Source organism: Streptomyces koelreuteriae (assembly GCF_018604545.1).
GTDB lineage: Bacteria > Actinomycetota > Actinomycetes > Streptomycetales > Streptomycetaceae > Streptomyces > Streptomyces koelreuteriae.
The window spans coordinates 7,466,350-7,488,195 of record NZ_CP075896.1 but is presented as its reverse complement, the minus strand read 5'-3'; the positions used below and the strand labels follow the sequence as shown (position 1 = coordinate 7,488,195).

The window sequence follows — 21,846 nt, the reverse complement described above, 5'->3', positions numbered from 1 at the left end:
CTGTGTTCAGCGAGGAGCAGTACCGCCCGGGGACTCTGCACCCAGGAGCGTGAGCAGCCCGGGGAATCTCTTCTCGATGTCCGCGCGTCGTAGTCGGATGCCCTTGCGGTTGCCGTAGTCGATCTCGTCAATGAGACCTGCCTCGCGCAGGACCCGGAAGTGGTGGGTCTGGGTCTGCTTCGAGATCGGAAGATCGAACGAGTTGCAGCCCCGCTCGCTGTCGCTGCGGTCGGCGGACAACTGCGTCATCACCGAACGACGGTGCTCGTCGGCGAGGGCACGAAACACCGCACCCAGATCGAGCGCATCGGCCTCCGGGCCGACCAGGTTCCTCCCGGCCACGCGGCACCCCCTTCAGGTATGACTTGCATCGTACCTGAAGGACGCGCTTCTCTGATGAGGTACGAAATTGATCGTACCTTGGTCCGGTTGCACCGCCCCGTGCCGCCGCTCCCTCAGACCCGGCCCGGCACTCGCCGGGCACCTGGTCATCGACACTCCGAGAGGTCATCGTCATGAAGAAGCCCGAGGTGCTGATAGTCGGTGCCGGAATCGCAGGGCCCGCACTCGCCTACTGGCTCTCCCGGAATGGATTCCGGCCGACAGTCGTCGAACACGCCCGGCAGCTGCGCTCCGGTGGTAGCGCGATCGTCGTGAAGGGGCCCGCGATCCCGGTCGCCGAGCGCATGGGCATCCTCCCGCAGCTCCGCGAGCTCGCCACCCGCAATCGGTCGCTGACCCTGCTCGACCCCGGCGGCAGGCGAATCCTGCAACTCCCGCTCACCTCGGACAAGGCGCCGACGGTCGAGGTGACCCGATCCGACCTGTCTGAGCTGCTCCACCGGTCGGCGCAGACCGAGGCCGAGTTCCTGTTCGACGACACGGTCACCGCTCTCGACCAGGATGAAGGCGGGGTGGACGTCACCTTCCGGCGGTCCGCGCCACGGCGCTTCGACTTGGTCATCGGCGCCGACGGGATGCACTCCACCGTACGGCGCCTGGTATTCGGACCCGAGCGGCAGTTCGCGAGCGACCTGGGCCTGTACGGCGCGACCGTCCCGCTGGAACCCGACGCCATCGAGGACCCGAGCGAGATGACGATGCTGACCGTGCCGAACCGGATGCTGGTCGTCCACCCCTCGCGGACCACCCCGCTCGCGATCTTCACCTTCCGGGCCGCACAGCCGGCGCCCCACGACCGCAAGAACATCGCCCTTCACAAGCAGACCGTGGCCGACGCCTACGCCGACGTGCGGTGGCGGGCACCAGAACTCGTGGCGGCGTTCCTCGACCACCCAGCTCCGTTCTTCGACCCCCTGACCACCATCCGGGTGCCCTCGTGGTCCCGCGGACGGGTCGTACTGCTCGGAGACGCGGCGGCGACAGCCCTACTGGGCGACGGGTCCAGCATGGCGATGACGGGCGCGTACGCCCTCGCAGAAGAGCTCGCTGCCCATCCCGGTGACCACGCCCGCGCCTTCGCCGCCTACGAGTCGCGGCTCCGCCGTGAGGTAGGCCCGCGGCAGCGACGCGTCGGTCTGCTCTCCAGGCTCATGGTGCCCCGCACCCGGCCGGGCCTCGCGGTGCGCAACGCGGTGGGCCGCGCGGTCGGTCGCAAGAACCGGATCGCCTCTCGCGAAGCCGCGAACCGGTAGACCGAGCCCGCACCGACCGGTCACCGGCCGGTGCGCAGCTCCCCTATAGCTCCCAACCGGGTCGGCGCCGCCATGTCCGACGAACCCGGCGTGGTAGGCCATCGCCGATGCGGCAGGCCGACTGCTGTCGGCCTCACCCACCGTTCCCGGCGCTCGCCACGACACCGGTGCTGTCGGTGACTACACCACCCGCGACGCGGAGGTGAAGTGCTGGACGGACAAGGCGTATCAAGGCGCCGGCGGCACCACCCGGGCGCACTTCCGCGGCCTGCGTATCAAGCTGCGACAACGTCGGCACAACAGCACCCACGCCCGGATCCGTTGCCTCGGCGAGCAAGCCATGGCCGCTCTGAAGGGCTGGCACCTCGCGCGGAAACTCCGCTGTAGCACCAACCGAGTCACCGCCATCGTGAAGACCATCCCCGCCCTTCGTCACGCCTCAACCTGAGGTTGGAAAGGGCTCAGTGAGTGATCCAGCAACGCACGCACATATTCCGCCGGTGATCGAAATTGCGGGAAAGATTCGTACTCTCCTGATCGCATTGCTCAACGACGCGTCCCTCCCGCGTATCCCAGAGCCCTATCCGAATTCGCGGCCAGCTGATGGGTCGGGAGTCAGCCGTTACCGACCACTACCAACTCGCTCTCACCTTCTCTGCCTATGGCGGGAAATGGCCATGGTGGTCAGTGCCAGCCCTCCGAGAGCGGCAAGAATTCCGGCGCCCACTAGTACATAGTTCTGATTGAGGACGCCCAGGATGATGCAGAACAGTCCAAAGGCGGTGCCGATTACTACGAATATTGTCAACTTCTTGGCCGGGCTGATGGACATGGCACCCTTCTCTTCTACGTTCCGTGACGAACGGCTTGCGCCAGAAGCGCCGTCGAGGACAGTCCGGAGACGGAGCCACCGCTCGACGACGCTCCCTGTGGCTCCTGTTGCCTTAAGCCTTGATTCCTCTCATGCGCTTGTTACCCATAGGAGATGATGTCTGCCCCAATCAAGGCTGCCCCTGCACCCGCGCCACAGGCGAGGACCCCGGCCGCCACACCACCTGGCGCTCCGAAGAAGCCCGTCGCCGCTGTGAGAATTCCGGATTCACCCGCAGCCCCGACTCCAGCAAGACATCCTGTGGCAGCGCTGAAGATCTTCTCCCCTGTATCGAGAGCGTCGGACAGGCTGAAGAGTCCTGTGGGATCGCTGTTGTTGATGAAGTCGCCGGCGGCGTAGAGGTACGGGTTCTTCTCCTGGCCGGAGGGGTCGGGCTGGGTGAAGCGGCCGAGGGTGGGGTCGTAGTAGCGGTGGCCCATCTTGTACAGGCCGGTCGGGTCGAGGTAGGCGCCGGTGTAGCGGTGCGGCTGGGGGGTGGCCTCGGTGGTGGTGCCGCGGGGCAGGCCGGTGGGGCCGTAAGCGTAGGTGTGGGTGCGCTTGCCCGCATCGTCGACGAGGCCGAGGACGTTGCCCGTGGCGTCGGTGAGGTAGTAGGAGGACTTCCCCCCAGTCGTCATGGAGTTCAAGGTGCCCGCCGGTTCGCGGATGAATCCGGTGTCGACGCCGTTCGTGGTCGTGGACGCCAGACCCCGCGCGGTGTGGTGGAACCAGGTCGAACCCAGCTTGGTGCGCTCGGAGTTGCAGGTGCCGCGTGGACCAGGTCGTAGGTCTTGCCGCCTGCGGTGATGCCGGACAGTTGGCTGTAGTCGGTCCAGGACTCGCCTGTGCGGGCGGTGCCGCTCGCCGCGGCGGTCTCGTTGCCGAGCTTGTCGTAGGACCAGCCCGTGGTGGAGCCGTTCCTGCCGGTGAGTTCCGAGGCGTTGTCGTAGGTGTACGTCGTGCCGCGGGGGCAGGCGCTCTTACTGCCGTCCTGGGAGGTGAGGTTGCCGGCCTTGTCCCAGCAGTACAGCCACGACGCCTTGCGGGCACCCGCTGAGTCGGCCTCCAGGGCGTAGCGCAGCCGGTCCTGGGAGTCGTAGTCGTAGGTGGTCTTGTACTTGGTGAGGTTGTCGGTGCGGGTGCGGATCTTGGTGGTGTCCTTGCCCGCGGTGTTCTTGTAGCTGTACGACAGGTCGATCAGCGCGGTCGTACCCGAGGTGGTCTTGATGGCTTCGGGGCGGCCGTTGTCGTCGATCGTGAGCGACTGTGTGGTGCCGCCGGGGTAGACGGTCTTGGTGCGCTTGTCGTTGTCGTTGTAGTCGAAGTCGGTCTTCTTGCCGTCCGGGGCGGTCAGGTAGTCCAGGCGGCCGGCCTTGTCCCAGGTGTAGTCGGTCTTGCCGGTGGGGTCGATTCCTCGGGGACCCTGAAGTAGTCCGCCAACAGCACGGCGGAGTCGGCGAACCGTCCGGGTTCCAGAGACTCTTCTTCATGTGTCGAGGGGTTCTCCGGCATGGCCGAGGACCTCTGCGTTCTGGTCAAGCAAAGGCAGGCGGAAGAGTATCGGTGCATGGCCTGCAACATCCGGTCGGCATGGAGCGGAAAGCTCGAAGCAAGCGGGTGAAGCTGGCCCATCTCGACATCCGGAAACCGAGCGACCTCAACTCGCAGCCTCCGCGCTGTACGCCGTGGGTCCCTATCGCGAGGCCGGGATCTCCCCGTGCCAGGAACAGGCATCCCGACCCTTGGCTGGTGCGGGAGCGCTGAGCACCGCTCCCGAAGCCGGCGTCGGGTCCTTCAGCCCGTGCTGGGCCGTGGTGATCAGGATGCGGAGGTCCGAGGGGTGCAGGCATACGGAGGTGGGTTGAGGAGCGGGCAAGGTCAGGGTGTGGAGCAGACGGCCGGTGGGATCGTAGCGGCGGACCGCGCCACCGCCCCACATCGCGACCCACAGGCAGTCCTCGTCGTCGACGGTCATGCCGTCGGGGCTGCCCTCTTCTCCACGGAAGCGGACGAAGGTCTCCGGGCCGGTGAGGTCACCCGTCGCAGGGTCGACCCGGCAGCGGTGGATGATTCCGGCGGCGGTGTCCGCGAGGTACAGGGTCCTGCCGTCGGCCGTGAACGCCGGGCCGTTGACGATGGTCAGGCCGTCCAGCACCCGGACGACCGTACCGTCGTGATCCGTGCGGTACAGCGAACCCGCGCCGGGGGTGCCGTCGTAGGCCATGCTGCCGGCCCAGAAGCGACCGGCGGGATCCGCGACGCCGTCGTTCATCCGGCTGGGGAGAGGGGTGCGGTCCTCGGGACGGTCCAGCCATTCCACCGCGCCGTCGGCGCTGAGCAGTGCGATCCCGGTGCCCGCGGCGGCGATCCATGCGTCCGGCCGGTGGCGTACCGGGGCGACCGCGCCAAGGGGCACGTCCAGCCGGGCCAGTTGGCGCGGTACCTGGCCCGCTCCGTCGCGCAGTTCGAAGAGCCGGCCGCTCAGAATGTCCACGTACACGTACCGGTCGCCGACCCGGCGTCCCCCTTCGGCGAGTTCGTAATCGCCCTGGACGGTGACCGTCGTCGTCGCCTCTGCGGCAGCTGCCATGGTCGCTCTCCTCCGTCAGCGGATGGTGGTGCCGTCCGGCTCGTCGAGCAGGCCGAGTTCGTCCCGCGTCGGCAGGCCCTCCCAGTCGCCCCGGGTGGCGACGGCGAAGGCCGCGGTGGTGACGGCCCGGTGCAGGCGGGCCGGGACGGTGGAGCCTTCGAGATGTCCCGACAGGTATCCGGCCACGAAGGCATCGCCCGCGCCGACCAGGTCGACCGCATCCACCATCCGCGCCGCGCAGTCAGCTGTCTCGTGGGCGGTGTAGGCGGTCGCTCCGCGCGCGCCGCGCTTGATGACCACCTCGGTGACACCTTCGTCCAAGAGCCTGCGCACACCCTCGGATTCGTCCGCGGCGGGTTGCTCCAGTGCCGGCGACAGTTCGTCCTCAGAGGCGATGAGCAGGTCGGTGCGGGCCAGGAGTGGCCTCAGAGCCGTGCGGGCACGGTCGGCGGTCCACAGCCGCGACCGGTAGTTGACGTCGAGGCACACGGTGATGCCCGCCTCACGGGCTGCCGTGGCGGCGGCCACTGCGGCCTCGGCGGCCGACGGGCTGAGCGCGGGCGTGATACCGGTCAGGTGCAGGACACGGGTACCGGGGGTCAGCGTGGGCAACACGTCGGCCGGTGACACGGCCGACCCCGCGGAGCCGGCGCGGTAGTAGCTGACGCGGGTCAAGGTGCCCAGGCGGGGTTCGGTCAGCAGCAGTCCCGTGGGGCGGCCGGTGTCATCGGTCACCGCGTGGCCGACGTCGATGTTCTCGGCGCGGAGTGTGCGCAGCACCAGCGCGCCGAGTTCGTCGGCACCGACCCGGCCGGCCCATCGCACCCGGTGTCCGAGCCGGGCGAGGCCGATGGCGACGTTGGATTCGGCTCCCGCGATGGACAGTCCGAGGCTGCCGCCCAGCCGCAGTGCGCCGCCGGCTCGTAGCGCGGCCATCGTCTCGCCGAAGGTCACGACGTCCGGTGCGGCGCCGTCGGCCGGTGCCGTCATGGCGTCTCCCCCGCTATCACCTTGCGGAACTCGGCTGCACGGACCCGGAGTCGGCCCAGGTCGCCGCCGTTGCCTGCGTCCCCGACGAGGGGCGAGCCCACACCGACGGCGACCGCACCCAGGTCGAGATAGGCACGTGCTGCCGAAGCGTCCACTCCTCCGACAGGCACAAAGGGCACGTCTGGGAACGGGTCGCGCAGGGCCCGAAGATAGTCCGGTCCGCCGAGGGAGCCGGGGAAGAGCTTGATCGCGTCGGCTCCTCGGGCGAGGGCGGCTTCGATCTCGCTCGGCGTCAGGGCGCCCATCAGCACGGGTACGTCGCTGACCTCGCTCGATCCCAGGCCGTCGACGAGTGCCGGCGTGACGAGGTACGAGGCGCCGGCGTCCACGGCGCGTTCGGCGTCGGCGACCGTGCGCACGGTTCCGGCGCCGATCAGCGCGTCCGGACCGAGTTCGGCGCGCGCCTGCTTGATCACCGCCAGGGCGTCGGTGGTGGTCAGGGAGACCTCGACGGCCTCGATGCCCTCCTCGACGAGGGTGCGTACGGTGCGCAGGGCGGCGCCAGGGTCGTTGCCGCGCACGATTGCCAGCAGGCGATGCTTTCGGAGTGCTTCCACGAGGTTCACGGTGTGAGGTTCTCCTGCGGTGCGAAGTTCAAGGCGGGGCTTCACCATTCGGTGAACGCCCCGTCGGCGCCCCGCCATACGGGGTTGCGCCAGCGGTGCCCGGTCTCGGCGGCGCGGCGTACGGCCTTCTCGTCGATCTCGACGCCGAGCCCGGGGCGGGACCCCCGGGCGGCGTAGCCGTCCTCGAAGCGGAAGGGCTCGGGGTCCATCACGTACTCCAGCAGGTCGCACTGCTGGTTGTAGTGGATGCCCATGCTCTGCTCCTGGATGAGGAAGTTCGGCACGGAGAAGGCGATCTGCAGACTCGCGGCCAGGGCGATCGGGCCGAGGGGGCAGTGCGGAGCCATGGCGACGTCGTGCGTCTCGGCCATGGCCGCGATGCGGCGGACCTCGGAGATGCCGCCGGCGTGCGACAGGTCGGGCTGGGCGACGGCGATGCCGCTGGCCAGTACCTCGCGGAAGTCCCAGCGGGAGTAGAGGCGTTCGCCGGTCGCGAGCGGGATGCTCGTGGACTCGACGAGGCTGCGCAGGTGGCCCGAGTGTTCCGGCAGGACGGGTTCCTCGACGAACAGCGGGTGCAGGGGTTCGAGGAGGGGCAGCAGACGGCGTGACATGGCGGTGGAGACACGGCCGTGGAAGTCGACGGCGATGTCCCACTCGTCGCCGAGCACCTCGCGGACGGCCGCGACGCGTTCGACGACCTCGGCGGTGCGGGCCGGGGTGTCGATCGGGGCGAGTTCGGCCGAGGCGTTCATCTTCACGGCGGTGAAGCCCGCCTTCATCTGCTCCTCGGCCAGCTCCGCCACGTCACTCGGCCGGTCGCCCCCGATCCAGGCGTACATCCGCACGCGGTCCCGCACCGGGCCGCCGAGGAGACGGTGCACGGGAGCGCCGTAGGTCTTGCCGGCGATGTCCCACAGGGCCTGGTCGATGCCGGCGACGGCGCTGGAGAGGATGGGCCCGCCACGGTAGAAGCCGCCCTTGGTGAGAACCTGCCAGTGGTCCTCGATACGCAGCGGGTCGCGGCCGACGAGGTAGTCGGCCAGCTCGTGGACGGCGGCGCGCACGGTGTCGGCGCGTCCCTCGACCACGGGCTCGCCCCAGCCGGTGATGCCCTCGTCGGTGGCGATGCGCAGGAACAGCCAGCGCGGGGCGACCAGGAACGTCTCAAGTCCGGTTATCTTCAAGGAGTTTCCTCCGGCACGGCGTCGGTGTCGGCTTCGTCGAAGGTGTCCTGCGACTGCACGGCCGCCAGGTCCTGGGACGCCTGGGCCAGGAGTGATGCGACGGCGGCCACGGCGGCGTCCGGGTCGCCCGCCTCGACCGCGTCCAGCAGTTCCCGGTGCACGGGTATGGAGTCGGAGAAGTGCCGGGCGCCGTGCACGATCCGGTCGCGGACGCGCAGCCCGGCCTCGATGACGACCTCCATGCGGCTCAGGAGTTCGTTGTGCGCGGCATCCAGCAGGGCACGGTGGAAGGCCAGGTCCGCCTCGACCATGGCGTCCGCGTCCGTCCCCGCCGCCGCCATCGCGTCCAGCGCCCGCCGCATCGCGTCCAGGTCGGCGTCGGTGCGGCGGCCCGCGGCGAGCCGGGCCCCGGCGGGCTCGACGATCGCGCGGACCTCGGCGAGGTCCTCCAGGAAGCCCTCCGTCGGAGCGCTGCTGCCCTGCCAGCGCAGCAGATCACTGTCGAGCAGGTTCCAGTCGGCCCGGGGCCGGATGGTCGTACCGCGCTTCTGCTTCGACTCCAGCAGGCCCTTGGACGCCAGCACCCGCATCGCCTCGCGGACCACGGTCTTGCTGACCCCGAGTTCCGTCTCCAGTCCGACCGGGTCCACCACGGAGCCCGGAGGGTAGTCGCCGCGGATGATGCGCCGGCCCAGCTCCTCCACGGCCTGGCCGTGCAGCCCCTTACCGGGATGGGTCACCACGTTCTCCGTTTCCGTTCAGGTCCAGAACCGCTGTGCGCGCCGTTCACGAGGACTCCTTCATGACACTCCATCCTCCATCGACCACGAGGCTCGCGCCGGTCACGTACGACGCGTCCTGTGATGCCAGGAAGGCGACGGCGGAGGCCACTTCCTCGGGCATGCCGAAGCGCTTGGCGGCCGTGGCCGCCACGCTGAGCGCCCGGTCGGCTTCCGGTATCCCGTCCCAGGCGGCGGTGAGGATGGGGCCGGGCAGCACGGTGTTGACCCGGATGTCCGGCCCGTACTCGACGGCCAGCTGCCGCCCCAGCGAGCACAGCGCGCCCTTCGCCGCGGCGTAGGCGGCGTGGCCGGGCAGGCCGATGACCGCGTGCACGGAGGAAGTGAGGATGACGGAGCCCGACGCTTCACGCAGCGGGACCGCGAAGGTCTTCATCGCCCGCCAGGCCGGCTTGAGCAGCACGGCCATCTGACCGTCCCACTCCGCCTCGCTCAGTTCGTGGGCGGGCTTGTTCAGTTGAGCGAAGGCGTTGCTGTGCAGCACGTCCAGCCGGCCGTGACGCTCGTCGACGTGGCGGGCCAGGTTCTCCCAGTCGGCGGCCGAGGTCACGTCACAGCGGACGTACTCCGCGCTCCCGCCGTCGTCCGCGATGGCTCCCGCGACCGCCTTGCCCGCCACGTCGTCCACGTCCGTGACCACGATCGCCGCGCCTTCAGCCGCGAGCCTGCGCGCCGTGGCCGCTCCGATCCCGTGCGCCGCGCCGGTGATCACCGCCACCCGCCCCGCCATCCTGCGGCATCCCGTCATCGTGCGCTCTCCCCTTCGACTGCCCGGCCCCATGAGTCGGTGCCCTGGACCCAGGATAGCTCTTTCAATTAATAATGCATATATCTTGACGGGGCTGCTCGGCGCTCCAAGACTGACCGGCACGCACCACACAGCACGGCCGGCCGCACCGACCTGTGGTCGGAGGCCGTCGCGGCAGGTCCAGGCGCGCAAGCCGTAGAGCAAAGGGACACACATGGACACCTCAGCACCATCGCGGAGAGCCGTTCTCCGGTGGGGGGCCGGAACGGCCGCGGCGCTGGCAGCCGCCCCGGCTCTGACCGCCTGCGGCGAGGCCGTCGGGGCCGCCCGCACGACCAGGCAGGCACCCACGCGCCGCGGCCAGAAGGTCAAGCTCGTCTTCTGGACGTGGGTACCGATGCAGAAGACCGTCGACTTGTGGAACCGGACGCACCCCGACATCCAGGTCGAGATGCAGACCATCCCCGCGAACGTTCAGGGCGGCTACCAGAAGATGCACTCCTCGCTGACGGCCGGGAACCCTCCGGACCTGGCGCAGGTCGAGTACCACGAGCTTCCCGGCTTCATGCTGGTCAACGGCCTGACGAACCTGAGTGACTACGGTGCTGACGAACTGCGCGACAGCTATGTGCCGTGGCAGTGGCAGCAGGGCGTCTTCGACGGCAAGGTCTACACCGTCCCTCAGGCGTCCGGCCCGATGGGTCTCTTCTACCGGCGGGACCTCTTCGCGAAGTGGGGCATCGAAACACCCACGACCTGGGCCGAGTTCGAGCAGGCCGCCCGCGTGGTCAAGGCCCGCGGCAACGGCGCCCGGCTGTGCGCGTTCGCACCCAACCAGCCCACCTGGTTCGCCGCGATGTGCTGGCAGCGCGGCGCCCGGTGGGTGCGCACCGAGGGCGACACCTGGATCGCCGACATGGACAACGACCTCTCCCGCGAGGTCGCGGACTACTGGGAGCGAATGGTCCGCGACGACCTCGTCTTCGTCGAACCCGACATGTCCAGCGCCTGGTACAAGCATGTCCAGACCGGAAAGATCGCCGCCTGGGTCGGACCTCAGTGGGGCGACGCCCTGCTGCGCGGCAATGCGCCGGGCACCGCGGGGAAGTGGCGGGTCGCCCTGCTGCCCCAGTGGAAGGCGGGGCAGAATGCCTCCGCCAACTGGGGCGGTTCGTCCACCGCGATCCTGCAGGGAACCCGCCACCCGCGTGAGGCGCTGCGGTTCGCGCACTGGATCAACACCGACCGCAAGGCCGTCGACCTGAACATCTCCGTCGGCTACGGCTGGCCCGCCGCCACGGGCATCTTCCGCGGATCGGCACTCGACAAGCCCGACCCGTTCTTCGGCGGACAGCGCTACAACGACGTGTTCACCGTGTCCGATCGGACCATCGACACCTCCTGGAAGTGGTCTCCCACCACGGACGCCGACTTCGCCCAACTCCAGGATGCCTTCGGCGCTTCGATCGCCGGAGACGGCAGCCTCGCCGGGTCGCTGGCCATCGCCCAGAAACGGACCGTGGACAACCTGCTGGCCAAGGGTCTGAAGGCGAGGAGCGCGCGATGAGCACAACGACCAGCCGGAGGACGACGTCCGCACCGGGCGGCAGCCGGCGCTCCGCCCGCCCCGACCGGGCGGCATGGGGCTTCCTGCTCCCCTTCGTCGCCCTCTTCCTGTTCACCTTCGTCCTCCCGCTCGGCTACGCCGTCTACCAGAGCCTGCTCACACCGGTCCGCTCCGGTCCGCTGGGCCTCGGCCCGGCCACTCTCGGCTTCGCCGGACTGGACAACTACGCCCTCGCGCTGCAGCAGTCGGCCTTCCTGGAGAGCTTCGCGCGGGTGCTGCTCTTCGGGCTCGTGCAGATCCCCGTGATGCTGCTGCTGTCCACGGCGCTGGCCCTGGCGCTCGACACGCTCTCCCACCGCTGGGCGGGCATCCTGCGCGCCGCCTACTTCCTGCCCTACGGCGTGCCCGGCGTCATCGCGTCGATCCTGTGGGGCTTCCTCTACGTGCCCGGAGTGAGCCCCATCGTCGACCTGCTCGGCAAGGTCGGTCTCGCGCCCGACTTCCTCGGATACGACAACGTGCTCTGGTCGATCGCCAACATCGTGATCTGGGAGTTCGCCGGCTACAACATGCTGGTGATCGTCGCCCAGCTCAAGGCGATCCCCCAGGAGCTCTACGAGGCCGCCCGCATCGACGGGGCGAGTACCTGGCAGACGGCTGTCCGGATCAAGCTGCCCCTGGCCCGGCCGGCCCTGGTGCTCACCGGCGTGTTCTCCATCATCGGAACGCTGCAACTGTTCGCCGAACCGCTGGTCATCAAGCCACTGACCTCGACGGTCACCAACTCGTACACACCGAACCTGAGCGCCTACAACGAGGCGTTCGCCAACAACAACATCTACCTCGCCGCGGCCGAGTCGGTGATCCTCGCCCTGGTGGCGAGCGTGCTGTCCTTCGGCTTCCTCAGCCTGGTGAACCGCAAGGAAAGAAGGGATGCCCGGTGAGCGTGTCCACACCTCCCGCCGAGAAGCCCGTGCCGGCCGCGTCCGCCCACACCTCACAGACCGCCGGAACGCGCCGTGACGGCAGGCCGCGTCGCGGAGTGAAGCCCTCTCGGATCCTGCTCGTCGCGCTCCTGACCATCGCAGCCCTGTACTTCCTGCTGCCCGTCTACTGGCTGGTGGTGGCCTCCACCAAGAGCAGCGCCGGCCTCTTCGGCACCTTCGGACTGTGGTTCTCCGACCCGCAGTGGCTGGACAACCTGTCGAAGGTCTTCTCCTACAGCGACGGCATCTTCTGGAGCTGGACCTTCAACAGCGTCCTGTACGCGGGAGTGGGCGGCGCACTGGCCACCCTGCTGGCGGGGGCAGCCGGATACGCCCTCGCCGTCTACCGCTTCCGCGGGCGGGAGGCCGTCTTCAAGGCCGTGCTCGCCGGTGTGCTGCTCCCCAGCACCACGCTCGCCCTGCCGATGTACCTGCTGTTCAGCAAGGCGGGCCTGGCCAATACGTACTGGGCCGTGCTGATCCCCAGCATGGTCAGCCCGTTCGGCGTGTATCTGTGCCGGATCTACGCGGAGGCCGCGGTACCGGCGGAGATGCTGGAGGCGGCACGGGTGGACGGCGCCGGCGAGTGGCGGATCTTCGGCACCCTCGTCCTGCGCACGATGACGCCCGCGCTGGTGACCGTTTTCCTGTTCCAGTTCGTCGGTATCTGGAACAACTACTTCCTGCCGCTGGTGATGCTCTCCGACGACCGGAAGTACCCCATCACGCTGGGCCTGACCACCTGGCAGACGGCGGCCGACCGCACTCCCGAGCTCTACCAGCTCACGGTGGGCGGCGCGTTCCTCTCGATCCTTCCACTGGCCGCAGCGATGCTCGTCCTGCAGCGCTACTGGCGTTCGGGTCTGACCCAGGGCAGCGTCAAGGGCTGACGCACGGTGGCGCGTGCCCGGCGTTTCATCGCCGGGCCCGCGCCACTGTCTTGCCTTCTACGGCCTGGGGTTGACCGCCTTCCGGAACGTCTCGTGGACGAGCTTGGGCCGCTCCTCGCCGAAGGTGAGCAGGCCCATGACGGAGATGCCGTTGTGGTCCTGGTTGTACCCGGCCCGCTGCTTGTAGTCCTTCAGGACCCAGTAAGTGAAGCCGGCGACGAACTCGCTGCGCTCGGCCACTTGATTCCAGTGGGCGGTGAAGCTCGCCGCCTGCCACTCCTCAGTGCCCTGGGTGGTGCTCGGGCCGTGATTGCCGGCATCCGACCAGGTGCCGTTCTCGGTGATCAGGATCGGCTTGCCGGGGTACTTCGCGTGCACCGCGTCCAGCGTCGGGCCGAGGTCGGCGTCCTTGCCGTAGAAGTAGCCGAAATACTCGTTGAACCCGATCACGTCGGCCAGGTCGAAGGCGGGGTCGTTGCTGGTGTTGGAGGCCCACGTCACCGGCCGGGCGGTGAGATCGACCGCCTTCACGGCCGCCTTCATGTCGGCGAGCCAGGCACGGTAGACGGGGGCGCCGTCGGCGTCGATCTCCGACTCGTTCTGCAGACACCACAGGATCACCGACGGGTGGTTGTGCTGGTTCCACGCCATCGTCAGGGCCAGTGCCCGGGCGAGTCCGTAGCGTTCGGTCTGCAGCTTCTCCTGGGCCGTGTTGAGCCACATGGTGTCGACGTCGTCCATCACGAGCACTCCGTGCTCGTCCGCCCAGTCGTAGACGTACGGGTGGCGGTTGTAGACGCAGTTGCGGACGAAGTTGGCGCCCACTTCCGTGATGTGGCCCAGCTCCTTGTCGTACGCGGCGCGCGTCATGGCCCGCCCGTGGGCGCCGGTCTCCTCGTGCCAGTTGAGACCCTTGAGGAACAGAGGCCTGCCGTTCAGCCGCAGTTGCCCGTCCGCCACCGACAGGTCACGCACGCCGTAGCGTGTGGACAGGGTGTCCACACGCGGCCCCCCGGGCTTCCTGGCGGTCAGGGTGGCGCGCGCCGTGAGCGTGTGCGGCGAGGCCGGACTCCACCGTGGCGCGCGGGGCACGGGGACCGAGACGCGCACGACGCCGGCCGACCGGGCCGGTATGCGGGCCGTGACCACGGTCGGCCGCGCACCACTCCCCCGGCCGGCATCCAGCGTCAGAGAACCGTCGAAGTCGGCGGGACCGTGATTCTCGATCACCGCCCGCGCCTCGAGTCTCCCGTTCGCACCGGTCACGAGCAGCTTGGCGATGGTGACCCGTGGGACCGCCTCGATCCAGGCGGACCTGGTCAGGCCGGCGTAGGGCCAGTAGTCGACCGGCTTGTACGGGATCTCGTGGTCGTCGGTGACCGGCTGCCCGGGCGAGGCCGTGTAGTCGGTGTAGGTCGCCCTGCGGAACACCCGCACCGCGATCGTCTGCCGGGTTCCCGGCTTGAGCGCCTTGCCCACCGGAAGCGCGAACGGGGAATTGGCGCCCTCGTGCTTGCCGAGGTGGGTGCCGTCGAGCCAGACCTCGGCGCTGTAGCCGGCGGCCAGGAAGGCCATGCGCACATGGCGGGCCCGCCAGGAGCCGGGAACGTCGACGGTGGTGCGGTACCAGGCGTAGCCGTCGGCGAACGCGGTGCCCTTGCCGAATCTGCCGGTCTCCGAGGCGAATCCGGGCGTGTCGAGCAGGTCCCAGGCCGACGGGACGTCGATGCGGCCCCACGCCCGGTCGTCGAAGCGCGGGGACTGCCAGCCCTCGTCGAGGCCCTTGTTGCCGGGGTCGAAGCGGAAGCGCCAGCGCTTGTCCAGGGACAGGTACTCGCGGGTGGGCTCATGCGTGCGCCAGCCGTCGAACGCGGGGAGCACCGCGCCGTACTGGAAGACCACGTTGGTGCCGGCGACCTCGCGCACGTGCGTGCCGGACGGTTCGGTGGCCGGATGGGTGTCGAGCACCGGGCCGTCCTGCGCTGCCGAGGCCGCACGGTCCGCGGCCCGCGCCGTGTCCGGCCAGGCGGGCAGGGCGACGCAGCCGACGGCGCCGAGTGCGGCGACGACACTGCGCCGGGACGGGTGGGCGGCCTTCCGGGGGCGCCCCTGTGGCGGGTGGATGGGATCGGTCATGACGGAGAACTCCCTCGGTCACCGTCCGCGCGGCGGACTGGGTTCGCACGGCGGCTGAGCGGCACGCACGTGTCCATTGCCCCAAGAGCCTGATCAGCTCCACGAACACCGTCAAGGGAATATTCATAAATAATGAATTCATGTAGCGTGATGCCGTGCAGCCGCCGGAGCGCGGCCGCACGGCACAGCAGCGCCGTGACCAAGACAGCCGGGCTCGCACCGGCACCGGCCCCGCCACCATTCCTCACCGCACGCGAACGACGGGTGACCTCATGACCGCACACCGACAGGCCACTACGGGCGAGAGCGGCGACCGGCTCGCCATCACCCTCTGGGACTTCAGCTGGTACACGCAGGCAGGCCCCGGCGAGCCGTTCGCCGACCTGGACCGCGCCTTCGCCGAGACGGTGGAGCGCGGCTTCAACACCGTCCGGATCTGCGCCATGCCCTTTCTGCTCTTCTCCGGACGTGTCCCGAACCCGGAATCCATCCAGGTCCGCGGCCTGGGCAAAGAGTTCGGACAACGCACCCGCTGGTACAACGTCAGCGGCGGCTACCCGCTGGACGGCCTGAGGCGGCTGGTCGACCTGTTCGAGGCGGCCGCCCGGCACGACTGCCGGGTGATCGTGTCCTCGTGGGAGTACCAGCAGTCCCCGAGCTTCGCCGACACCGACGCCTGGCACCGCGCCCTGGCCGCGATCCCCGGCCCGGACCGAGCCGAGGTGATGGCCGAAGCACTGGCCGGACTGCTGGACTTCCTCACCGAGCGCGGCCTGGCCGACCAGGTCGCCTACGTCGAGGTGCACAACGAGGTCGACAACTGCTCCCTCGTACCGGGCGACGGCACCACCTCCCACTACGCCCGGCTCCGCGACCCGCTCAGCCGGGCCGTGGACCTGCTGCGGGCACGCCATCCCGCCATCCCCGTCACGTACTCACTGGGAGAGCCCTGGCCCGACGAGATCGACGACCTGCCGGAGCAGGCGCAGAACGCGCACTTCCACTTCTACGTCTACGGCGTGCTCGGCGCGCTCTACGAGGCTGTCGGGCTCGGGCACGGCACGGAGGCGGCGCCCGAAACAGCCGCCTGGCCCACTCCCGAACTGGCCGGCATGCTGCGCCCCGACGCGCCCGCCTTCGCCGACTACCACCCCGACGAGCCCTGGCGGCTGCAGGCCACCGGGATTCCGCGCGAACTGTTCTACGTACACGACTGGGTCGACCCCGACCGCTGGGACCTGTGGCTCTACGAGAACTACCAGTCGCACCGGCAGGCCATGCGGGAGACCCTGGCCCTGTGGGTCGACTCCGTCGCCGCTTTCGCCCGGCGCCGCGGCGTCCCCGCATTCCTCGGCGAAGGCGTCGTGGGATACACCCCTCTTCTGACGCGCTTCGAGGAGGACGCCGTCGGCAAGGACCTGGCGGAGTTCGTCGTCGACCGCTGCCTCGCGGCAGGCTTCCACGGCGTCGTCCTCACCTCCAACGCGGCCCCCCATCACCCCATGTGGCTCACCGACAGCGACTGGATGCGACGGGTCAACGCCCGCGTCACCGCCGGCTGAACCCGACGAGCCGGCTGGCGGGGCCGCGGTACTGCGACACGTGGCCACCGAGTTGGTCGCCCTGGGCCATCCCAGGAAACCGGGCTACACCCTGCGGGTCAGCGCCCTTGCCCCGACCGAACCATGATCATCGCCAACAGCTCTACCGATGCATCAAGGCCGGTGGGCGTTGTCGCTGAGCCAAGCCAGGACGTGGTCGGCGTGCTTGTCCGGCGGAAAGATCGGGTAGAAAACATGCTCGATCACGTTGTCCTTGATGATCAGCGTGAGCCGCTTGTACAGCGTCAACCCGCTTGTGGTGAATGTGGGAAGGTCCAGTGCCCGGGCCAAGCTCCATGCGGGGTCGGACAGCATCTGGAATGGGAGGCGGAGCCGCTCGGTGACCTCACGTTGGTAGTCGCTGTCCTGGCTGGAGAGGCCGTACACCTGGGTCGCGCCGGCCGCGAGCAGGTCCTGATGGTGGTCGCGGAAGCCGCACGCCTCGGCGGTGCAGCCACGGGCGCCGGGGATGGAGTCCCAGCCCTCGGGCAGATCGGTACCGGGGCGGCCCGTCAGCGGGTAGATGTAGAGCACCGTGCGACCTGCACCCAGCGCCTCAAGGCTGATTGTGGCGCCGTCGGTGGCATGGAGTTCCAGCTGCGGCATTCTCGCCCCGCGCAGGTGGGCAGCAGCGCCGTCGTCCTCGGGAACGGGCAGGTCGGCAGGCAGGCTCGTGTAGTCGGTCATCGGTTCCTCTCCGTTGGCCGGTGAGAATCGGCTGTTGCGGTGAGCGGCCTCGTGCAGCTGCGCCACCAGCACCGCCCGGCGGGCGGTGAGGCCCTCGATCCGCTGCGTGAGCTCATCAATGGCGTCCCGGTACCCGGCCAGCGCGGCCGGACAGTCGTCCGCGTGCCGGTGCCCCAGAGCCAGGCATTCCAGAAACGGCCGTGTCGCCTCGACAGGGATGCCGAGGCGGCACAGCGCCCGGATCTCCTGCGTGAGCCGTACGTCGTACTCGTCGTAGTCCCTATAGCCGTTGGCCAACCGCACCGGCGTGAGCAGCCCCAGCGATTCGTAGTAGCGCACCGCCTTGGTCGTCACACCCGCTCGCGCGGCCAGCTCACCGATCCGCATGCCTCTCACCTCGAAGAACGCTAAACCTTGCCCTTGAGGGTAAGGTCAAGCGCTTTGTGGGGATGCCTCCACGACCCGCAGGCGAAGGTTGGATTTCGGTGTGGACGGAGAGATGGGACGCGGGGGCGGCCTTCGCCGTGGTTGGCAAAGGAGGCGCCGTACTCGGAGAACGTCGCCGTTGGTGCCGTCGATCGGCGCCATTCCACCGGCTGGGTTTCGTACTGGACCACGTCCACGGCCCGCGGGCGGGGTGTCGCCTCGCAGGCATGCAGGGCTCTGGACTGGTTGTCGCTGCCGGGCTGCGCTCATCGGACCGGCGACACTGGCGGCGCGCGGCGGGCGGACCTGCTCCCCCGTACAGGCCGGACCGCGCCCTTCCCGGTTGACCGGCCGGTGACCAACGCCTCGGGGTTCGCAGGGTGCCCTGAGGCCGTAGGTCGGCCCGTATGTGGCCGCTCAGCCTCGCCCGCGTGGTGTCAGGCCGGGTGGGGTTCGGAGAGGCGGCCAGCCACGCGTGGAGCTCATACGAGTCGGGCGCGGCATGGGCAGCGGGTTGGGCCTTCCAGTCCTGTGACAACGTGGCGTGAGGGACACGGGATGAGGGCCGACGGTCGTGCGTCGGCCCTCCGAGGTCGCGTGTTACTCCGTGGGGATCGGGTTCTGGTATTCCAGGGTCCAGGTCTCCTGGAACTCGGGCTTGGGATAGGCGAGTTGGATCTGGGCGCCGCGGTGCCCGGTGCGCAGAGCGAGCCCCTTGTCCGAGAGGATCTTGATTCCGCCGATGACCCTTTCAAGGTGAACTTCGCCCAGTCGGCGCGCGGCACGGTGTTGACGAAGAGCTTGTCCTCGGCGACGGGGGCACCGTGCTCGACGGCTGTTCGGTGGCCGACAACAGGCTGGTGGGGCCGATGATGTGGGCGCGGATTTGGTAGATGCCAGGCTTGATCGGGGTCGGAGCCATGGGGGGGACTCCCTTTCTCACCGAGCGCGCCGGGCGCCACGATTTACGCAAACACGCCATGGCCATGCAGCTGCACGACTATGACCCAAGTCACGCCCTGTCACGTGAAACTGACAGGCCCTTCCCCGTGTCGCCGCCCCTCATCGACCCGTCGTGCCACCAGGGCAGGATGACGCCTCAGACCACGGGCAGGCCGTCATGTCACCCGGCAGCACCGCCCACGAGGCGGGGGCGCGAACGCCCGGCGAGGGTGCACGCCTGAAACCGAGAACCGCCCGCACGGGTCAGTTCGACTCGAACGAGGGCCGCTCGATCGCCTCATGATCAAAGTCTGGACGCGGGCGTTGCAGCCATCAGGAGAGAGCCGCCAGGTCTGGCCACCACTTGGGGTGCTCCGACACGACAGCTCGGAGGGTTGGACTGCGCTCCAGCAGGTACCGGCAGTACGAAGCCCAGTCCTCCTCGGACTCGTTCTGCGGGATGCGCCTGGTCACTTGGATGCCACTGTCCAGTACATCTGCCAGCGAGTCGGCAATGATCAGGACCCGCTCGCGGTCCGGTTCCTGGGTAGGCAGGGGATGACCTTCGTAGAAGTACGCCCGCATGCCGGGGTACTCCAGCATCTTGAAGTGGACTTCACGCAAGCCCGCGAACGTGTGATCGAGGGACTGAGTCCCGGCGAGGTTGTTGCTTGCCGCCACCTGCTTCGAAACCGCACGTGTCTGTACGGCGAGGAACACCAACGACACGATCAGGCCCAACAGACCACCGATAGCGGTCACCGACGTAATCATGCTCTTCTCCCCCCGAGGGTGTGGGTGTGGAGCATGCCCCCCTCTGACAGCCGCCAGTACATGACCACCCGCGCTCCGGGCACGACGCGGTTCATCGGCCGGTGAGCGCTGCAGCAGCATCCTGAGAGCGTACGAAGGTCCGGCCTACGCAATCCCGCCAGGCCGCAGCCCGCGGCTCTGCGCCCGAGGCAGCCGGCTCCGAGGTCGCGCAGACCTCGGAACCGACCACGCCGAAAGGGTGCGCCGCCCAGACGGTGGCGCGGCTGCCCCCGAGGGCCGGATCAGCCCGCCTCGCGCCACCACGCGGGAGACACGCTGAGGCTCCAGACCACACCCGCCTGCCCCTGGGAATGTTCGTCCGCGCGGACGAAGATTCTCACGCCGGACTCGGGCACCCGGTAGCGGTGAATGTCCTCAGCCGTGCCGTCCTCATCCGGTTCGGGTTCGACCGAGCAGCCGAGCCCGGCAATAGCGGCGGCCAGATCGTCGAAGCGCATCGAGGGAGCGAATTCGCCGTACGCGCCGCGCAGGGCCGCCGGTACGGACGACTCGGTGTACTCGCCGCTTGCGGCTTGCTCTTCCTCGAATGGCTGCGACCGCCCTCATCGCGGGTAGGGCACTGAGCGCTCCGGCGGTACCTGATCCGGCGCCCCGGCCGCGCCGGGCGGCTCGGGCGAGGTCACGTCGTGTTGATGTCGCTCGTGTCGGCCTCGCTGCCGAGGGCCGCGTGGTCATCGGTCGGAACAGCTGGCGGTCCCCAGTGCACGGCCCGCGAGCCAGGCAGCGATCCGCTTCTGCAACTCCCTGTCGGCGAGCGGATAGTCCCAATGTGCGTACCATTCCAGGTCCTGCAGGATGTTCTCGGAGCGGGCCGGGTGAGCCACCACCCTCACGTCGACCCCGATCTCGCCCGTCGAGCAGCTCATGTACACGCTGCTGTCGAGCGCCATCATGCCGAAACCCGGGTGGCCCGCACGTATGCCGAGGAACGCCGATGCCGCACCCCGACCCATGATGTCCCAGCGGTCAAGGAGCCGGACCCGGGTCCAGACCCGCGATGGGGCACGGCGGCCGTAGTGCGGGTTCTCCTTCGGCAGGACGGCCTGGTGCGTGCAGGTGCCGTGAGGAAGCAGGACGAGGAACTCGCGCCGGTGGTCGAAAAGGCCCGAGGAGACCGCCAGGTCATGCCAGTCCTCGTTGAGACGCTCGACGAGCCGTGGGGTTTCGTACCGGTGGGAGAAGCCGCCGACGATGTCCTCGGGACGATATCCGGAGACGAACGGCATCGTGCCGTCCGGCACGGCGTCCGGGATCACCTCCAGGCCGGCCCGCCACAGCGGCCGGTACATCTTGCGTTCGCGCTCCTGGATACCCACGTGTCAGTGTTCTACCAGGTGCGGCGCGCCAAGTATCCCTGGCCCGGCGCGTCTCCCGTTCCCGACCTCCCGGATCAGACCGGTGCTCGGATCAGATGCATGATCGGCCGGACAGGTCCTAGGTGGCTCATCGAAGCCCTGCCGGGGCTGTTCGGCCCCGGTGCGGGGGACCTTCGGGCCCGTGGACCTTCCGTTCACCGGTGAACCCGCCCGTGCGCACGAGTAGCACGCCGTCGAGGACCTGGAAGCCGGGCTTCATGCGCCGGCCGGGGAGAACCCGGCCGACGGGTGCGCCGACGCACTGTCGATGGCCGCCCCGCGCGCACCCTGCTGATCGACGCCTCGGCCGATGCCGCTCTCCTCGTGGTCGGCGCCGAGCGTACCCACGACCTCGGGCCGCGAACGGCCGCGTCACGCTGACCTGCAGCTCACCCGTACGCCCTGTCCGCTCCGGTTGCCTTGCTCAGCTGGGCGGCGAGACGGACGGCGGTCTTCTGTCCAGCTCGCTGTCTGATCAGCCCCTCTTTGGCAGCTGCACGAAGCCAGACTTCCGAGCTGGCCTCATTGGCCTTGAGCACTCGCGCGGTCACCACAACGGGATTCAGACCGCCGACACCGCCTCTGGCGACAACGCGGATCGTCTCGTCCTCGCCAGAGCCAACTGACAGGGTCTCGACTGCGCGGCCCGCCCCGTTGAGCACACCGGAGACGCGCTCCACCGCGTCGTCGAACGGCAAGGGAACAAGCAGGTCGATCTCATGGACGTCTTTCCTCATCAGCTTGGCCACCACCCGGACCAAGAGACCACTACCCCCGCCCACCGCGCCAAGAGCAGCGAGCTCATCAGCCAAGATCCTGTCTTCGCTCTGATCCACGGACCCCACCCTCACCCATCGATCGCCCCATCCGGCCGCCACCTTTCCGCCCGGCAGACCATGTTGACGTACGCAGACCGATGAGGCGCACCCCCGCTTTCCCTCACGCGGTTCAGGCA

The 21,846-nt window shown here is 69.0% G+C and carries 21 protein-coding genes and 1 pseudogene; 7 read left to right on the top strand and 15 right to left on the bottom strand.

Annotated features, from left to right (window positions below; translation table 11 throughout):
• Positions 1–6 precede the first annotated feature (6 nt).
• Positions 7–342: an ArsR/SmtB family transcription factor gene (locus KJK29_RS33835; RefSeq protein ID WP_215122966.1), complete on the bottom strand. Its 336-nt coding sequence runs from the start codon at positions 340–342 to the stop codon at positions 7–9.
• Positions 343–515: 173 nt separating this feature from the next.
• Here KJK29_RS33835 and KJK29_RS33830 point away from each other — a divergent pair, with 173 nt between their 5' ends.
• Positions 516–1,655 carry an FAD-dependent monooxygenase gene (locus tag KJK29_RS33830; RefSeq protein ID WP_215122965.1) on the top strand — a complete coding sequence of 380 codons (1,140 nt, stop codon included), beginning with the start codon at positions 516–518 and terminating at the stop codon, positions 1,653–1,655.
• A gap of 100 nt (positions 1,656–1,755) precedes the next feature.
• Positions 1,756–2,103 (top strand): transposase family protein, encoded by a 348-nt coding sequence (locus KJK29_RS33825; protein WP_215124548.1) that lies wholly within the window; start codon positions 1,756–1,758, stop codon positions 2,101–2,103.
• A 198-nt stretch (positions 2,104–2,301) separates the two neighbouring features.
• On the opposite strand, the gene KJK29_RS33820 is transcribed toward KJK29_RS33825, so the two are convergent.
• From KJK29_RS33820 to KJK29_RS33785, 8 genes are all read right to left on the bottom strand, one after another.
• Entirely contained in the window at positions 2,302–2,487 is a 186-nt protein-coding gene (locus KJK29_RS33820) for a hypothetical protein (RefSeq protein WP_215122964.1), read from the bottom strand.
• Positions 2,488–2,627: 140 nt separating this feature from the next.
• Positions 2,628–3,164, bottom strand: coding sequence for an RHS repeat-associated core domain-containing protein (locus tag KJK29_RS39035; protein ID WP_251057998.1), 537 nt, complete (start codon positions 3,162–3,164; stop codon positions 2,628–2,630).
• 1,055 nt (positions 3,165–4,219) lie between these two features.
• Positions 4,220–5,116: an SMP-30/gluconolactonase/LRE family protein gene (locus KJK29_RS33810; RefSeq protein ID WP_215122963.1), complete on the bottom strand. Its 897-nt coding sequence runs from the start codon at positions 5,114–5,116 to the stop codon at positions 4,220–4,222.
• A gap of 15 nt (positions 5,117–5,131) precedes the next feature.
• Positions 5,132–6,106: a sugar kinase gene (locus KJK29_RS33805; RefSeq protein ID WP_215122962.1), complete on the bottom strand. Its 975-nt coding sequence runs from the start codon at positions 6,104–6,106 to the stop codon at positions 5,132–5,134.
• Positions 6,103–6,732 carry a bifunctional 4-hydroxy-2-oxoglutarate aldolase/2-dehydro-3-deoxy-phosphogluconate aldolase gene (locus KJK29_RS33800; RefSeq protein WP_215122960.1) on the bottom strand — a complete coding sequence of 210 codons (630 nt, stop codon included), beginning with the start codon at positions 6,730–6,732 and terminating at the stop codon, positions 6,103–6,105. The genes KJK29_RS33805 and KJK29_RS33800 overlap by 4 nt, the downstream gene beginning before the upstream one ends.
• 41 nt (positions 6,733–6,773) lie before the next feature.
• A complete protein-coding gene (gene dgoD / locus KJK29_RS33795) occupies positions 6,774–7,919 on the bottom strand; it encodes a galactonate dehydratase (RefSeq protein ID WP_215122959.1) in 1,146 nt (381 codons plus the stop codon).
• Entirely contained in the window at positions 7,916–8,662 is a 747-nt protein-coding gene (locus tag KJK29_RS33790; RefSeq protein WP_215122958.1) for a FadR/GntR family transcriptional regulator, read from the bottom strand. The genes dgoD and KJK29_RS33790 overlap by 4 nt, the downstream gene beginning before the upstream one ends.
• Positions 8,663–8,705: 43 nt before the next feature.
• The gene (locus KJK29_RS33785) at positions 8,706–9,467 is read right to left on the bottom strand and encodes an SDR family NAD(P)-dependent oxidoreductase (protein WP_251057997.1); all 762 of its coding nucleotides are present in this window, start codon (positions 9,465–9,467) and stop codon (positions 8,706–8,708) included.
• Positions 9,468–9,681: 214 nt separating this feature from the next.
• On the opposite strand from KJK29_RS33785, the gene KJK29_RS33780 reads away from it, so the two are divergent.
• From KJK29_RS33780 to KJK29_RS33770, 3 genes are read left to right on the top strand one after another with little or no spacing between them, the layout of a single operon-like run.
• Positions 9,682–11,034 carry an ABC transporter substrate-binding protein gene (locus tag KJK29_RS33780; RefSeq protein WP_215122957.1) on the top strand — a complete coding sequence of 451 codons (1,353 nt, stop codon included), beginning with the start codon at positions 9,682–9,684 and terminating at the stop codon, positions 11,032–11,034.
• Complete coding sequence (locus KJK29_RS33775; protein WP_215122955.1) at positions 11,031–11,978, top strand: carbohydrate ABC transporter permease; 948 nt, start codon at positions 11,031–11,033, stop codon at positions 11,976–11,978. The genes KJK29_RS33780 and KJK29_RS33775 overlap by 4 nt, the downstream gene beginning before the upstream one ends.
• The gene (locus tag KJK29_RS33770; RefSeq protein ID WP_215122954.1) at positions 11,975–12,910 is read left to right on the top strand and encodes a carbohydrate ABC transporter permease; all 936 of its coding nucleotides are present in this window, start codon (positions 11,975–11,977) and stop codon (positions 12,908–12,910) included. Before KJK29_RS33775 ends, KJK29_RS33770 begins: the two co-directional genes overlap by 4 nt.
• A gap of 57 nt (positions 12,911–12,967) precedes the next feature.
• Here KJK29_RS33770 and KJK29_RS33765 read toward each other — a convergent pair whose 3' ends face one another.
• Positions 12,968–15,046 carry a glycoside hydrolase family 2 protein gene (locus KJK29_RS33765; RefSeq protein ID WP_215122953.1) on the bottom strand — a complete coding sequence of 693 codons (2,079 nt, stop codon included), beginning with the start codon at positions 15,044–15,046 and terminating at the stop codon, positions 12,968–12,970.
• A gap of 272 nt (positions 15,047–15,318) precedes the next feature.
• On the opposite strand from KJK29_RS33765, the gene KJK29_RS33760 reads away from it, so the two are divergent.
• Positions 15,319–16,608 (top strand): cellulase-like family protein, encoded by a 1,290-nt coding sequence (locus tag KJK29_RS33760; RefSeq protein ID WP_215122952.1) that lies wholly within the window; start codon positions 15,319–15,321, stop codon positions 16,606–16,608.
• Positions 16,609–16,761: 153 nt separating this feature from the next.
• Here the strand turns inward: KJK29_RS33760 and KJK29_RS33755 are convergent, their stop codons facing one another.
• Positions 16,762–17,721 (bottom strand): redoxin family protein, encoded by a 960-nt coding sequence (locus KJK29_RS33755; RefSeq protein WP_215122951.1) that lies wholly within the window; start codon positions 17,719–17,721, stop codon positions 16,762–16,764.
• A 122-nt stretch (positions 17,722–17,843) separates the two neighbouring features.
• On the opposite strand from KJK29_RS33755, the pseudogene KJK29_RS39030 reads away from it, so the two are divergent.
• Positions 17,844–18,000, top strand: a pseudogene (locus KJK29_RS39030) (GNAT family N-acetyltransferase); the annotation flags it as partial.
• A 1,035-nt stretch (positions 18,001–19,035) separates the two neighbouring features.
• Here KJK29_RS39030 and KJK29_RS33750 read toward each other — a convergent pair.
• From KJK29_RS33750 to KJK29_RS33735, 4 genes are all read right to left on the bottom strand, one after another.
• Positions 19,036–19,476, bottom strand: coding sequence for a hypothetical protein (locus KJK29_RS33750; protein WP_215122950.1), 441 nt, complete (start codon positions 19,474–19,476; stop codon positions 19,036–19,038).
• Positions 19,477–19,757: 281 nt separating this feature from the next.
• Positions 19,758–19,973: a hypothetical protein gene (locus tag KJK29_RS33745; RefSeq protein WP_215122949.1), complete on the bottom strand. Its 216-nt coding sequence runs from the start codon at positions 19,971–19,973 to the stop codon at positions 19,758–19,760.
• A 234-nt stretch (positions 19,974–20,207) separates the two neighbouring features.
• Complete coding sequence (locus tag KJK29_RS33740) at positions 20,208–20,852, bottom strand: hypothetical protein (protein ID WP_251057996.1); 645 nt, start codon at positions 20,850–20,852, stop codon at positions 20,208–20,210.
• A gap of 428 nt (positions 20,853–21,280) precedes the next feature.
• Positions 21,281–21,727, bottom strand: a complete 447-nt coding sequence (locus tag KJK29_RS33735) for a hypothetical protein (RefSeq protein ID WP_251057995.1) — start codon at positions 21,725–21,727, stop codon at positions 21,281–21,283.
• Positions 21,728–21,846: the final 119 nt, after the last annotated feature.